12 protein-coding genes and 1 tRNA gene are annotated in these 14961 nt (G+C 33.8%); 1 reads left to right on the top strand and 12 read right to left on the bottom strand.

Annotation, left to right across the window (positions count from 1 at the left end):
- Positions 1-4 precede the first annotated feature (4 nt).
- Complete coding sequence (mtgA, locus tag MQX03_RS15540) at positions 5-649, bottom strand: monofunctional biosynthetic peptidoglycan transglycosylase (RefSeq protein WP_242804142.1); 645 nt, start codon at positions 647-649, stop codon at positions 5-7.
- Positions 650-689: 40 nt separating this feature from the next.
- Entirely contained in the window at positions 690-1736 is a 1047-nt protein-coding gene (locus tag MQX03_RS15535) for an ABC transporter substrate-binding protein (protein ID WP_242804141.1), read from the bottom strand.
- Positions 1737-1783: 47 nt separating this feature from the next.
- Here MQX03_RS15535 and MQX03_RS15530 point away from each other — a divergent pair.
- Positions 1784-1857: transfer RNA gene (locus tag MQX03_RS15530), tRNA-Arg, on the top strand.
- A gap of 217 nt (positions 1858-2074) precedes the next feature.
- On the opposite strand, the gene MQX03_RS15525 is transcribed toward MQX03_RS15530, so the two are convergent.
- The 10 genes from MQX03_RS15525 to MQX03_RS15480 form a co-directional block, all read right to left on the bottom strand.
- Positions 2075-2446 carry a helix-turn-helix transcriptional regulator gene (locus MQX03_RS15525; protein ID WP_242804140.1) on the bottom strand — a complete coding sequence of 124 codons (372 nt, stop codon included), beginning with the start codon at positions 2444-2446 and terminating at the stop codon, positions 2075-2077.
- Between the two features lie 264 nt (positions 2447-2710).
- Positions 2711-3259, bottom strand: a complete 549-nt coding sequence (locus tag MQX03_RS15520) for a hypothetical protein (RefSeq protein WP_242804138.1) — start codon at positions 3257-3259, stop codon at positions 2711-2713.
- Between the two features lie 84 nt (positions 3260-3343).
- Complete coding sequence (locus MQX03_RS15515) at positions 3344-6595, bottom strand: CshA/CshB family fibrillar adhesin-related protein (RefSeq protein WP_242804137.1); 3252 nt, start codon at positions 6593-6595, stop codon at positions 3344-3346.
- A gap of 409 nt (positions 6596-7004) precedes the next feature.
- Positions 7005-7601: a hypothetical protein gene (locus MQX03_RS15510; protein WP_242804136.1), complete on the bottom strand. Its 597-nt coding sequence runs from the start codon at positions 7599-7601 to the stop codon at positions 7005-7007.
- A gap of 583 nt (positions 7602-8184) precedes the next feature.
- A complete protein-coding gene (locus MQX03_RS15505) occupies positions 8185-9057 on the bottom strand; it encodes an aldo/keto reductase (RefSeq protein ID WP_242804135.1) in 873 nt (290 codons plus the stop codon).
- Positions 9058-9084: 27 nt separating this feature from the next.
- Positions 9085-9960 carry an ATP-grasp domain-containing protein gene (locus MQX03_RS15500; RefSeq protein WP_242804134.1) on the bottom strand — a complete coding sequence of 292 codons (876 nt, stop codon included), beginning with the start codon at positions 9958-9960 and terminating at the stop codon, positions 9085-9087.
- Between the two features lie 203 nt (positions 9961-10163).
- Positions 10164-11627 carry a helix-turn-helix transcriptional regulator gene (locus tag MQX03_RS15495; protein ID WP_242804133.1) on the bottom strand — a complete coding sequence of 488 codons (1464 nt, stop codon included), beginning with the start codon at positions 11625-11627 and terminating at the stop codon, positions 10164-10166.
- A 78-nt stretch (positions 11628-11705) separates the two neighbouring features.
- The gene (locus MQX03_RS15490) at positions 11706-13112 is read right to left on the bottom strand and encodes an MFS transporter (RefSeq protein ID WP_242804131.1); all 1407 of its coding nucleotides are present in this window, start codon (positions 13110-13112) and stop codon (positions 11706-11708) included.
- Positions 13113-13115: 3 nt separating this feature from the next.
- Positions 13116-13754, bottom strand: a complete 639-nt coding sequence (locus tag MQX03_RS15485) for a uridine kinase family protein (protein WP_242804130.1) — start codon at positions 13752-13754, stop codon at positions 13116-13118.
- Positions 13755-13811: 57 nt separating this feature from the next.
- Positions 13812-14933 (bottom strand): glycoside hydrolase 100 family protein, encoded by a 1122-nt coding sequence (locus MQX03_RS15480; protein WP_242804128.1) that lies wholly within the window; start codon positions 14931-14933, stop codon positions 13812-13814.
- Between the last annotated feature and the right edge of the window lie 28 nt (positions 14934-14961).

Raw genomic sequence — 14961 nt, 5'->3', positions numbered from 1 at the left:
GATACTATTTCAAACTTACATTTCTCATTTGTCTCAAGATCCAGTTATGTTTCTTTCTCAAATACGCCGAAGGGTTTTTCGGATCATATTTTTTCGGGTTTGGCAAAACTGCTGCAATCCAAGCTGCATCTGAAGCGGAAAGATCCTTTGAAGATTTTCCGAAATAATATTGTGCAGCCGCCTCAACCCCGAAAACACCCTGCCCCATTTCAATAGAATTCAGATATCTTTCCAAAATAATATCTTTAGACCAAACTTTTTCGATGATGAAAGTATACATTGCCTCCAAGCCTTTTCTGATCCAGCTTCTGCCTTGCCAAAGAAAAACATTTTTTGCTGTTTGTTGAGAAATTGTACTTCCGCCACGAATTTTTTTGCCTTTTTCATTGTTTTTCATAGCCTTTTCAATCGCTGTATAATCGAAACCATTATGGTTAAAAAACTTCTGATCTTCTGATGCGATTACGGCTTTTTTCACATTACTTCCCATTTCGTCGTAAGAAATGTAATCACGATTCAGCTTTCCATACTCGAAAAGTCCACCAATTTGTGTAATAGTGATGGGTGGATTAAAAAACCTCCCCCAGATGATAAATACTACGTTCAGAATAAGAACGATGAAAATGAATTGTTTTATTTTCTTCCACATAAGCTAAAAAACTACTGCAAAAATATAAAATTCCTGAGACCTATTGTAATTCTTTCATGTAAGTCAGCTGATAATCGGGCAAAAGCTCTGGGTGTAAGATCTTTATATAATCTTTCAGAATAAGATCAGAGCGCACTACTCCGGTTTCAAAAAAATCATTGGCTTTTTGCTTTTCTTTTGCATTCACGCCATAAATTTTCCCCTTATTAAAAACTTCAAGTTTACCGTAAAAAGGATTGATATTTAATAACTCTTGTTTTGAAAGATGATTGCCTACATTTACCCAGTATTGAGTTTGCTTTGATTTTGCATAGACCTCTTCAAAGCTCATAGTTACCGCTTTTTCTTCAGTATTTTCTTTAAGAATATAATCAGCATTAGCATCAGCAATATAATTTGCGGTAAACGTTTTTCCGCCTGGTAAATACCAAATATCACCATACATTTCGTTTGCTAAAACTTTCGGTTGTGATTTTGACGTTAAAGCTAACTTTTTTAATTCGTTATAATTTTTCTCAATCTCTGAATATTTTTTTTCTGCTAATTCTTCTTTTCCAAATAGTTTCCCGAAAAGTTTAAGGTAAGCAGTTTTCTCCAATGGTTTCTGTTCCATATATTCATCTAAGAATATAACCTGAATTCCGTTGTTTTTCAGGAGTTGATAGGTATTATCGAAACTTGCAATATAGTTGGTGAAAATCGCATCAGGCTTTAGAGAAATGATTTTTTCAACATCATACTTTTGTTCGTTTCCGACGTTTTGAATTTTCCCTTGAACAATTAAATCATTAATTTTTTGAGAATAAATATATTCAGGGCTAGAAACCCCAATCACCGTGTTTTCCGCTCCAATCTCAGAAATAAACCCTAGTAGACTTGAGTTCAGAAGAATAACTTTTTTAAACGGAAGCTGATTATTTTTAAAATTATATTTAAATTTTCCTGATTCTAAGTGCAGATTTCCCTGATCTTCTCTAAAATTCAGTTTTGAAGATAAAGAAACAACATCTGATGATGATATTTTTGTCTCTTGTTTACAGGAGATTACCGATAAAAACGCAATAATAAATAAAAATTTCAGTTTCATCTTTCAAAGAAACTAAAAAAGTCTTATATTTGCAAACCTTTAAACAAGGCCTCGTGGCGCAACTGAATAGCGCATCTGATTACGGCTCAGAAGGTTACAGGTTTGAATCCTGTCGAGGTCACTAACAGCCAAACGGCGCCACTTGAAGACAAGTGGCGCCATTTTGTTATTTGAATCAGAATAAATCAGATTAATACTTTTTAATGTTCAAATAAATTTATCCTAGAATTCATAATACATTAACCAATCATATTTTTAACAAAAAACTCTACTTTTGAGTGTTCTTAAGAAGGGTGAGATTACAGATTATATACCATTTACATTTTTGTTACAAAAATCTAAAGTTTATACATCCAAATATTAATATCCTGATCAGAGGGAATACTCAATTTTTTCCTCAATCTATATTTCTTCATCTGTATTGTTTTTGGTGTAACAAAAGTATAGTTTGCAATTTCTTTGGAAGAAAAATTGAGACGGAGATAAGCGCAAAATATGAGCTCAGTATTATTAATTTCAGGATAAATTTCAGTAATTTTATTACAGAAATGAGGATAAACATCTTGAAAACGCGCTAAAAAATTAGGAGAATTCGCCTTTGCTAGGCTAACAATTGCTTCAAATGAAGAATCGATTTCATTTTCTAACCTATCAATATCATCTTGTTTCTCAGAAAACAGATCTTTTTTATTACTATTATTACTCTTCATAGTTTCTAGAAATTTTTATCCAATTAAATAACAAAACCTGTTAGCATTAAAAAAAATAGTATACTTGATGACCTGCTATCTCTTTAGTTTTATTACTGAAAATTTCATTAGCGAATATTTTAAGAATATTTCGCTCTATTGCACTAATATTGCGGATTACTTTTAAATTATTTTAAGATTTTTGTCTATCTCTAGTACATCATCTGACTTTTCAGACATTTCATTATGTTAGATGTGCGTTATCAAAAAATTAAACAATTATCATTAAGGCTTCCAAAATGTCCAATTCGTGCCATTATATACAGCTAATTGTCTGTTAGTGGTATCGTAAGCAATCATTCCTGTTGTGGGATTTTTTATATTCAGATGAGGCAGTGCTACTTTCGGTAAAATCATTGCCTTGTCAATGTCAGTCAAAACCAATATACCGGGTGTGGTATCTGTTGCTGAACTTGTCCCTATCGCCACTTTTGCGCCGGGAAGATCTGTTTTACTAGTTTGTAATGTTATATCTACTGCTCCGTTTGTATCCACAGAAATATCAACCCAGGATCCTGATTTCTTGTATTTGACCTTCTTATCGGAACTGTCGAATATAAGAGTTCCATCTACAATAATTTCAGATCCTGTATATCCTGTAATGAAAGGTGCAGAATTACTTGCTGCATTCGTCCAGGGTAAAACGAGACCTTTGTTTCCTGTTCCAAATTCTAATGAAACAGAGTTATTTGTAACCATACTTTTCCCAATCGCTACTTGTGAAAAAACATTGGCGGAGATAAATAAAACGGTTGATATGAATATTTTTTTCATTTTTTTTGATTTATAAAAGTTAGTATTTTATAACAGCTTTGTCAAAGTTTTGATCTTTGACAAAGTTTTACTAAGATTAATCACTTATTGAGGACAAGTTTGGGTAGCCATACAATGCCAGGCGTAAGTTGTCCCACCATCGTTAGAAGTATAAACCTTCAGACAGTTGTTGGTGGTATCATATACCATCATTCCTTCTATTGGGCTTGTAATTACCAGTGTTGTTCCATCTGCTGCGACAGGTAAATTACTCGCATTGAATTTAACCCTATTGAGGACAAATCCTTTCGTCTTAGCTTCTAGGACAGTCCAAGCGCTTTGTCTTACCATTGGCCAGTTTTCGCTTTCAGCCCCAGCTCTTCCTAGAGCTGTGATACCGTGTTTGGTCGGATATGTATTGGCTGTATCTAATATGCCCGGCTTGTAACAAGTTGAAGAACACTGCGAACTTACAGCTCCATTTTGAGAATCTCCGATCGTTTGTCCCGCACCTGCAATGGTAGGAACTCCAATAGTTGTGGCAGTACTGCCTACGGTATTACCTAAATTTTGAGTGACTGGCGTAGTTGAAGTTCCTGTATAACTTCCTCCAGAATTCCCTCCAGGCATTCCAGAATTTACTAAATTCGAAGCCGTAAATGCAGATTCTCCTTCTATTGCATCTGAACAACCATCTCCGTCACTATCTAAATCTAAGTAACTAGGGACACCATCATTATCATTATCACAAAATACCCTTACAGCAAAGCCAATAGCTTGTTGCGATAGATTAGTCATCTCAACACTGGCATTTATTGTAAAATCATAACCCGATGTTACATATAGTGCATTAACATTGGTATTCTCGGTGAGTAAATAAGTAAGCGTATTGGTTCCTTCACCAGTAATATTACCGGGTATTGATCCCGTTCCTGTCTTCTCAAGCAAGCTAAAATTAGATCCGGAAGTAACATATTTGACCTTTTCTGTGGAAAGAAAATTATTTGAAGTCTCAGAATCAAATACTACGATATCAACAGGGTAAATCACAGAACCCTTAGTTGCAGTTATCTTAAAATTGAAATTATTTGTAGATGTAACATTTGAAGGAGTAAAAAAGACCTCTTTAAAATTTGTGCCGTTGACATTATAATATCTCCCAATCATCTGGCTCGGTCCGTTCCATGTTAAGATATCGTTAGCTATCATGGTACTGTTCGCCGTAGAATTATATCCGGACACAGTTGCTGTGTAGGTAATGCCATTAAAGACCACTGACCTTGTAGCTGAAGGAGAAGCATTACTCAACGTAACACCAGACCAGTCAAAAAAGAGCAACTGATTGGTAAAAGCCGGAGCAGTAGCCGGTGAATTTGTAGCCGGAAATACTCCATTCGGAGGAGTAGTTTGATCACAATACATCTCTAAAGTATCTAAAATCCCATCATTATCGTCATCTAAATCTGAAGTATCAGCAACCCCATCCCCATCAGAATCTACTGCAACTACAAAAGTTACGCTTGCAGTACTACAAGATGCACCTGTAATAGCATCAGGATCTTTATCACAAATTTTATAAATATAAGTATAGGTTCCCGGAGGAACTGTTGCAGGAATTGTAACTGATCCGTTACCTGCAAGATCTACTATTGCATTAGACGGCGTCCACAACTCATATAAAAACTGAACAGAATTGGGTGGTAAAAGTGCTATATTATTTCCATTATAAGTATCGTTGTTAAATATAGAAGGTAATGTTCCACCAACTCCTGCGATAATCGGAGTTGATGAATAATCATCATTTACTGCACAAATAGGAGCATTGACCGTTACTTCTCTGGTTGGCGAATAGCAAGGTCCTGTCGAATCATAAAAAGCTGCATACAATTTTACTGTTCCTGAAATTGCAGTAGCTGTTACTTTGTTTGCATCAGTAGCTGCAGCACCGGTATGCCAAGTGATGGTATTTCCCGGAGGAGTATTGGATGCTGTAAGCGTCGTTAAATTTGCCGTTAAACTTCCACAAGGAATAGTATAAGAGAATAGGACATTTGAATATTGTGTAGTAGCATTAATAGCTGGTGAGGAACTCCCTGCAGTACAACTGTTAATACCATAACGTAATCCTGTAACATTCGTCGTACCGATTGTAAGATTTATAGTACCATTATTTGCTCCATCGCTTGTAAAAGGAGAAGTCCCTGTTGCGCTTTCGCCAACTGTCAGCCAATTTGCAGGTAACTCTTTTAGAGGAGCAGCACTCCCAATAAAAGCCGTATTTTTACTAAGCTCTAATCGATACGTATCTCCTTCCATCACAAATCCGGTTGGGATGGTAAATGCTCCTGTAGTAATATTTACCGCTGCTGAATACACTAAATTATTAGTACTGTTGATTACATTTACATAAGTTCCCCCTGCATTGGTGGCTGTACCTTCTATGGTAGATGAACCTGTAGTATCTCTATAAACGTTGCCTGAAATACCTGGTGAAGCAAATGGCATTAAAGCATTAAACACGCCAAGACCATTGACAACATTTCCAGTACCTGATCTGGAAATAGTTACGGTAGGATTGCCAACAATAGCATTTCTATGTCCTACAATATGCGCTATACCATCATGCTCATTTGGCGCAACAGAAGCAGCATTTGTAGTTACATTATCAATCCTATTTGTCTGATCAACCGTCCAGCCTGTAGAAAGAGATAAGTTGGTTTGTTGAGTAATACCCCCGTGCACCATATACATAATTTCAGCTGTTGTCCTTCCTAGTGGCGCAGTCAAGGCTGATACCGAAGAAGAAGCACCAATATCAAAAGGTGCAAATATATATTGAAGACTTTTCACATTTTCATACACTGAAATAATAAATGAGATTTCATCATTTGCGGTTTGTGGTGTTCCAAGGTTTGGAAATGTTATGGATACAGTACCTGTCGTATTATCTGGTATTTTATAAGTATATGCCATCCCATTCCAAACTTGAAGTATAGTCGTGGAATTTGTAGAGGAATTTAGATTTTGGTGATAACCACCCACAGCAGTTGCTGCAATTCCATTAACTACTGTGTTCCAATAACTAATTGCGTCATAAATATCGTTTGCACCATTATTCGTAAAAAGATTAGTTCCGCTTGGGTTATATCTTTCACCACTCATGGTGATGACCATTATTCTATTTTTATTGGTTATTCCGTTAGGGAGGGTAAAATTAATTGTAGGATTTCCCGTAGCTCCGCTTCCCTTTGCTGAAAATTTTGCAGACCCTACATAAGCAGGAGCCGGAAGTTGCGCATATATACAGCCCGATATTACGGCCAATACTATTGCTAAAAATTGTTTAAGTTTTATCATTTGTTTAAAATTTAATTGTAAAGTCAGCTGATCATTTACCAACTTAGTATTGTGAAAGAATTCTATTTGTAGAGAATCTTTAAGATTATGGAGAGATTCATTAATTGACATTAATAAATTTATCATCTGAATCTTTTTAGTAAAATGTCGAGACTAATTGTGATTAAAAATCAGCAAATAATAGTCATCTTTTTTTCACCATTTGAAGTTAAAATTTTTAAGATTATTTTTTTCGTTAAAATTTTTTTGCTTTAATTTTATATTAAATTAGTTAGAAACAGAGGCATTTCTCCATTCGAAGACATAGATACATGACAAATCATTTTCAAATTTTCGTTTAAAAATTATTGATGAAATTTTTCAAGATGCAAACAAATAATAATTTGCAATATGACTAATTTTATGAGTGTTATATGATAAGAGAATTTGGTGGTCTTATAGAATATCTACCACAAGAAAAACAACTGAAAAGTACAGGATCTTGATAGATTATTTTGTAAATCTCACTATCTAAATCGATTTTGAAATCATTAATTTTATAATTGATGGTTGCTTTTGAAAAAGATGATCCCCGGTTTTCTGAAAAAACAACATCTTTATTTTCATGATGAGAAAATTTCCTTGAATTTCTTGGTGGATTTTTATACGCTAAAGAATTATTATTCTGGCAGCCCTTAATTCTTTTTGTTAAATTTTTGTCTTTTGCGCTAACAATTTTTTTTGATTGATCTTTTAGATCATGTCTTTCAGAATTAATTCCAGGAACCTTCGAAATATAAATAATCGTTCCTTCAGAAATAAAAATTTCTGGAACAGCACCAACTTTTTCGATACTGTCCTGATTCAATGAAATTATGTTAGCATTTTCAAATGCTTCTACATTGTAAACTGAAGTGTTTTCATAAATTACAACCTGTCCATGCTGATTATTTTCAGTAAGAATTTTATTTGAATCATTGTTTTTAGCTGAAAGATAAATACCAACAAATAATAACAAGTATGTCATCTTTTTTAAGACAACATTCATGGCAGGAATTATTTTAAAGTAGTGATAAAACAAAAGTGTTTTTTTAAATAAAAATATTACTGCCAAACTAGTAAATTCTTATTCTTCAGACCAAAAAAACACACACTACACAGATACTCAAAAACAACAACCAATTAATAATCAAAGCATTAAATTACACATCGGAAACTATTAACCAAAAATGATATCTCATTTATTTTATCTAATCGTATAAATTGCACGAATAAACTAGTAATTGTAAATAGAATTTTCACCCAAATTACAGCGTTGTAAAGATTATTGTCTAAAATGATATTTACAGAAAGATTCGAATGTTTATAGTTGGATTAGTATAGCAATTTACAGCATGATAATTAATTTTAAGACTTGTAATTGTTGAGGTATTCACCATGTCTGTATAACCCTATTTTGAAAGCCTTATCTGTAAAAAAAGAATCATCAAATTTATAATTATGATAATATTCTCAATATCTTTTTTACAATAGCTTGAGCATATTTTGGTCAAGCTATTGTAATGAGAACATGTGACAAAAACTAAAAAAATTGATATTTATATTAAAAATCAAGGAACTGGTACGCCAGCACTTTCTGTCCAGAGTGCAAACCAGTCTTGCAACTCCATGTCAACAGTTGTTGCTTTTATCAAATTGATAATTCTTGAAGGGTCTGCTGTACCGCAAACAGGTAAAATTCCTGCCGGATGCTTTAAAATCCATGCAAGAAGTATGACATCAACCGGAACATCATATTTTATTGAAAAACTTGTAGCAATTCTTTTTACACGATTCGCCTGTTCGTTATCTTTTTTAAAAACAGTTCCCAAAGGAGACCAACACATCGGTGTGATTTTATGTGTTTGCATATAATCTAAACTACCATTAAGCATTGCTTCAAGATGCGTGACGGAAAATTCAATTTGATTATAACTAATTTTAGTTTTGGTTTGAATTAAATCAGTTTGTAATGGGGTAAAATTTGACACTCCAAAATCAATAATTTTTCCATCCTGTTTAAGTTTTTCAACCGCCTCTGCAATTTCATCCGGTTTCATTAACGGACTTGGCCTATGCAAAAGAAGTAAGTCTATATAATCGGTCTGTAAGTTCCGCAATGTCTGTTCTACAGACCAAATGATGTAAGATGTAGAATAATCATAGTGTTTTATTGAATTATTTCTATTGTCAGATTGCATCTGAATGCCACACTTCGAAATCATTTGTATTTTTTCTCTGTCGATTTTACTTTCATTAAATGCCTTTCCAAAAGTATTTTCGGTAGTGTAGTCACCGTAAATATCTGCATGGTCAAAAGTGGTAATGTTGTTTTCTAAACAGCAATTTATCAATTCAACCATTTGATTGGTGTTGCAGTTTTTCCCCCAGACACCCCATGTCATGGTTCCGGCAATAATTTTTGAAAATGGTATTTTATTCATGCTTTAGTTTTAGCAAAAGTATTTAAGTTAAGAAGTTAAATTCATAAGTGCTTGATGATATTGCTCCAGTCTTTCCTTTTGAGAATTAAAAAACAGATAAGGTTCTATTAACTCCAGCTCCATCAAGAATAATACATCATCTATTATAACCACATCTACACGCGCATACAATGTACCGCTTGCAAATTTCTTTACATATTTTTGTGCCTGCAGGATATGTTCCGATTTTGGCTCAGGATAAAGAATACTTCCTCCATGATGGTGTTGAACACGGAAATCTCCTTGCTTTGGAACTTTAAGCGCACAGTGGCTATACATGCCGTTAAAAAAGATAAAAGACCATTCGCCTTTTGAAATTTCTTTGATAAATGGCTGAACCATATATTCTTCTTCTAATAAAAGCTGATTGATGGTATGAGATTGTTTTAAAATATTTTCTGCATCAAGAACAATCGTGTTTTTAGCACTTGCACTTACGCAAGGCTTTATCACGATTTTGTCTGTATTTAATTGTCTGAAAAGCGACTGATCTGTTAGTAATTGTGTTCCTTTTTTTAAATAAATTGAAGGAATAACAGGCAAACCTGTTTTAGAAACTTCATCCAAATAATGTTTGTTGCTGTTCCATTTAATAATATCTATTGGATTAAGCATTTTTAATCCAATAGATTGTATTTTGTCTAACCAAGCGTAAAATAGTGAAATATTTTCGTGATAATCCCAAGGTGATTTAATGAGAACAATATCATAATTTTTCCAATTGATTGTATTGTCATTCCAGACTACAAAATCAATTTCTAATCCTTTTTCCTGTAAGAAAAATAATAGCTCACTATCTTCGTCATTACTTATACCTGTTGAGTATTTTTCCTTTAATTCATAACCAATATAGGCGATTTTCATTTTTATTTATTTTGATGATTTTATATTTTTTGCTTTTTTAATATTTCGAAAAAAGCTTTTGTTTGATAACAGCTGTTTCTCTTCGGACATAGAAGTAATTTACTAATGTGAGTGTTTTAAGTAAAAAATATCCTTCTTTATATTTTCTACATACTTGAAGATAGCTTTTTGTTACTAATTCCATTATAAAAGAAGAATAAAATCTACAAATTATTGATCCAAATATAGATGTCATCTTCAGAAGGAATATTAAGTTTTTTCCTTAATCTATATTTTCTCATTTGTATTGTTTTCGGAGTGACGAAAATGAAATTTGCGATATCTTTTGTAGAAAAGTTTAAGCGTATATAAGCACAGAATTCTAATTCAGAATTTTGAATACCTGGATAGATGTTTATTATTTTCTGGCCGAACTCAGGATAAACTTCGAGAAACCGAGATAAGAAAGTTGGATCATTATTTTTTGCCAAAAGAACCACCTCATCAAAAGCTAGATTGATTTTACCCTCAAGTTCTGAAATTTCAGATTGTTTTTTGTTCAAGATCAAACGCTTTTCGTCAGAACGCTTTTTGGCGTAATATCCCAGAAGCAATATTATAATCACTATAAATGCAATAATCATTATCAGAAATCTAGAATGCTCAGCTTTACTAATGATCTGCTGATCTTTCTCTTTGATGATATTATTATAAGCCTTTTTAACGTTCATATCATCCAAAGAATTGAGACTGTCACTGACCTTTGTATACTTTTTCAGGTAATTGTTGGCAGTTTTCAAATTTCCTTTTTTTTCAGAGATGAGGTATTTTCTTTTATAGCCCTCTTTAAGAAGTTCAGCAGATTCCGATTTTTCTGCTTTTTTTAAAAGGATATCATTAGATTTCTCTGCTTCATTAAGTTTTCCCTGCAAAAGATAGATAGACGATAGTTGTCTCGGAACATTTGGGTTCTTACTGTCTTCCGGGATATGAGTCGGTACCTGAGATCTGGACTTATTCAAATAAAAGTCTGATGAATCCTTCTTTCCTATCAAATCATAGTAAGATGCTAGCGCAACAGAAGCCTTTCCCAGTAGCACATTCATACTGACATCTCTATTACTGTAAGAACTTAAGTTTGTATAAACTTTTTTCATGTAGTACGATGCTGAATCCATATTCCTTTTTTTCAGTCCGTACAATGATGCCATATCGTTGTATGCTATGTTTTCGTGGTAAATAGATTGTCTTTCATCTTTAAGGTTCTTTGCAGATAAGATCATCTTCTTATAATATTTGATGGCATCATTATCGTACCCAATCATATTGTTATTTAAACCAAGTATTTGGTAGATCTTAATCTTTAAAAGCAAATGTTCATTATCGATGTCTTCTTTTTCAGCTAATTTGGCGAACTGTGTACTTTTACTGAAATCCCTGCTATTGAAGGCAATTTTAGACTTGCCATAATAACCATAAGCATTTCCATATGCATAACTGATCTTTGATGATTCACTAACGATTTCATCCATTAGCTGAAGATATTCATCTTTATTTTCCGGTGCCGTCAATTTTCTGGAACTGACAATTTTAATATCGACCTCCTCTTTTGTTTGAGAATATATATATTCTGAAAAACAAAGAAATAAGATAAGTAATAGATTTTTTTGAGCGATTTGTAAATTCACTATTGTTTATAATTATTATGATTGTATTTTTAATGTTTATTCATTCCACCTTTTTAGTGTTTTACAAAATTATTTAAATTAATAATGCAAGTTAATTTTCTTCACCTTAATTAAGGTTACTGAAAGTGAAGCCAATAGAAATAAAACTCCAGCCGAAATAATTGCGTTTGAAGGATTACTCCCCAGAAAATTCTTGTAGATAAAACCAAATGAAACAGTCTGTATTAACATCGGGATAACAATCATCATATTGATAACCCCCATATATACACCTCTTTTTTCTGATGGTATTGATGGAGAAACCATCGAATAAGGCAGTCCCATCATTGCAGCCCAGCCAATTCCAAATAAAACCATCGGTAATAATATTAAATATTCACTGTTGATGAAAGGTAAGATCAGCAAGGATATTCCAGTAGCAAAAAGACAAAAAACATACACGTTTTTGGAGGAATATTTTAGTGCAAAAGGGATCAACAACAATGCTGAGATCATCGTAATAAAATTATAAAAACCATTCATAAGTCCTGTCTGGCCTACAGCTGTTTCTACCAAATGAAGAATGTTTTTAGCCCAGGACATATCATTCTGTGATACTGAAAGTCCATTTTTTGAAAGCTCTATAAAATGATTTGCCTTCTGTTCATCATCCTCAGAAACATGATACAAAGTCTGCTTAATCATTGGCGTTACAAACTGCCAGTAACAGAAAAGTGCATACCATTGAAATAAATAGACCAAAGCCAACTGCCAAAGTATTTTAGGCATTTTTATAATAGCCGTAAAAATATCAACGAAAGGTGTAAAAACCGTATCTTTTTCTTTCTCTGCTTTTAGCTTAATCAGTTCTTCTTCGGTAGGAGGAATTTCCGGAGTTTTATAAACTGACCATACCACGGATGCAATCGAACAGAAAGATCCCAGAAAAAATGAATAATAAACCCATGCAGGTATCCCTCCGGCTTCAGAACTTCCTCCAAAATATTTCTGAAAAACAAACAGAGATAGATTAGCCAAAGTAATTCCGCCCCCGACGAACAAACTCTGCATCTGAAAACCATAGGTCTGCTGTTCTTCAGGAAGTTTGTCCCCGATAAAAGCTCTGTAAGGCTCCATTGCAGTATTGTTTGCGGCATCTAAAATCCATAATAATCCGACTGCCATCCATATCGAAGAACTAAATGGAAAAATAAACAATGCCAGACTGCAAAATACAGCACCAAGCAGAAAAAAAGGTTTCCGCCGTCCCCACTTCACGCTCCAGGTCTTATCACTGATGGCTCCGATGAGTGGCTGAATCAGCAATCCTGTAACAGGACCTGCCAGATTGAGGATAGGTAGCTGATCTGCATGAGCTCCCAAAAAGGAATATAAAGGATTTACAGCGGTCTGCTGAAGCCCAAAACTGTACTGAATCCCGAAGAACCCGACATTCATATTCCAGATCTGCCAAAAACTGAGCTTAGGAATTATTTTCTTATTCATGATTTATGGCTTTACAATTTGGTAATTTTTTCCAAGCACGACATCTGCTTTTTCTTTAAATTGAAGAATGATCTGATGCTCAATATCCAGAACCTTCTCAACAAAATCACTCTGCTCATCACGGTTTCTTTTCATTCGGTTTTCATGAGTATCCTTATAATTGCGATCGATGAAAATACTGAAATCAAAGTCCTCAATGCTCAATATATAAGTTCCTTCAATAATTAGAACCTGAACATCTTCAATATCCAAAATTTCCTGAGAAACAGAGTTATTCTGATAATGCACCAAAGGCTTTTTTATCGAAGAACTCCCTTTTTTAAAATCGTTTATATTTTCTTCAATCAAATCTAACTGAACTTCATGTATTCCCACATTGTCAAAACTTTTCTGACGGTTCTCATGATTAGTTTTCGGTGGGAGCTTGTAGTAATCATCCATTTGGATGACTAAACTTTTTATCCCATTTTCTTGCAAAACCTTTTTTAAAGCAAATGCGGTAACCGATTTTCCACTACCACTTTCTCCGCAGATCCCAACTGCCCATTTTTTGGCGTGAATGTCATTTTGTTTTAAAATTTCGTAAATATTTTCAGCGGTAGTCAAATGCTTCTCCTCCAAATTAATTACATCTCCAATCATCTTTTAATCTGTTTTAAAAATAAATAGTTTTTGTTTACAATCAATCAATTTTCATCATTATATCTTCATCAAAAGATATCCTGACGCTGAAAAGCATAACTGATCTGTTCCTGAAGGGATCAACTGATCTGTTGAATAATATTCTCTGAAACCTGAACCTTTCTCCGTCAGAAGCTTATCGTATTGACTTACAATTTTCAAAGGAATTTCGCTATAACCTCTTTTCTTCAATCCCAAACAAAGCCAGCCAAGATAAATTGGCCAAGAACCTCCGTTATGGAATTGATACGGATGGTTTTTGAAGTCATAGCTGTAATTGTTTTCCAATAAATTCCAGTCAGCATCCTTTGGAAAAATGATTGGATAAAAAACAGGAAGCATCCAATGTTTAAACTCTTCACTCAATTTTTCTAAAAAATGAGTAAACCCATCCATATCTACATCAAATCCAAGAAAGATCGCTAAAGCATTACCCGCAAGATCAAATCGTTCATCATAGCCGTTGGCGTTTAGGGATGCCCATAAGTAAGGTTTTTCTTTGGCTTTCTGATAGGCAGTTGGATGATATTTGCTTTCATCAGAACTATTCATTCTGAAATTATTTTCTATCAGTTTTTTTGTTGATTCAGTAAGAGATCTCAGATTTTCATCTTCGTATACTTCCGCTGCATTTTTAAAAGCCCAATAACGAAGAACATTGTCATACAAAACGTAACCTGATGTAACATATTCATCTGCCCAGTTTCCGCCCAACGGACTGTAAAGAAGACCTCGCTGATTAAATTCCCATGTTTTCAGACATGAGAACGCTTGGTATATTTTCTGCTTCAAAGTTTCTTTTAATACTTCATCTTTAGAATAAATAATATATTCACAAGCTCCAATAATCCACCAGACGGTTGCATCTGTTCTCCCGACAAGTGTCCCATAACTTGCTTTATCACCATAAACATTCGAAGGAATCTGCCCGTTTTTTGCCTGATGATCTGCAAGGGTTTTTATTGATTTTTCCAAACCATCGACAATCATTTGGTTTTTGATCAAAATGCCGGTAATTCCGGTCATCATAGAATCTCGCGACCACACTCTTGCGTAGTTATCTTTTTTCTCAGACGAAGCAAGAATTCCCTGATCTGAAATCGCATTTTCTATAACTCTTAAGGCTTTTTCTGTAAACATATCAGTATTGAATATCGTTAAAGAAACT

Source organism: Chryseobacterium aahli, from assembly GCF_022699665.1.
GTDB lineage: Bacteria > Bacteroidota > Bacteroidia > Flavobacteriales > Weeksellaceae > Chryseobacterium > Chryseobacterium aahli.
This window is presented reverse-complemented; position numbering and strand designations above follow the sequence as displayed.

Bases quoted from the DNA above. Each gene is read 5' to 3' on its own strand.
- mtgA (WP_242804142.1), bottom strand. From the start codon at position 649: ATGTGGAAGAAAATAAAACAATTCATTTTCATCGTTCTTATTCTGAAC.
- MQX03_RS15535 (WP_242804141.1), bottom strand. From the start codon at position 1,736: ATGAAACTGAAATTTTTATTTATTATTGCGTTTTTATCGGTAATCTCC.
- MQX03_RS15525 (WP_242804140.1), bottom strand. From the start codon at position 2,446: ATGAAGAGTAATAATAGTAATAAAAAAGATCTGTTTTCTGAGAAACAA.
- MQX03_RS15520 (WP_242804138.1), bottom strand. From the start codon at position 3,259: ATGAAAAAAATATTCATATCAACCGTTTTATTTATCTCCGCCAATGTT.
- MQX03_RS15515 (WP_242804137.1), bottom strand. From the start codon at position 6,595: ATGATAAAACTTAAACAATTTTTAGCAATAGTATTGGCCGTAATATCG.
- MQX03_RS15510 (WP_242804136.1), bottom strand. From the start codon at position 7,601: ATGACATACTTGTTATTATTTGTTGGTATTTATCTTTCAGCTAAAAAC.
- MQX03_RS15505 (WP_242804135.1), bottom strand. From the start codon at position 9,057: ATGAATAAAATACCATTTTCAAAAATTATTGCCGGAACCATGACATGG.
- MQX03_RS15500 (WP_242804134.1), bottom strand. From the start codon at position 9,960: ATGAAAATCGCCTATATTGGTTATGAATTAAAGGAAAAATACTCAACA.
- MQX03_RS15490 (WP_242804131.1), bottom strand. From the start codon at position 13,112: ATGAATAAGAAAATAATTCCTAAGCTCAGTTTTTGGCAGATCTGGAAT.
- MQX03_RS15485 (WP_242804130.1), bottom strand. From the start codon at position 13,754: ATGATTGGAGATGTAATTAATTTGGAGGAGAAGCATTTGACTACCGCT.
- MQX03_RS15480 (WP_242804128.1), bottom strand. From the start codon at position 14,933: ATGTTTACAGAAAAAGCCTTAAGAGTTATAGAAAATGCGATTTCAGAT.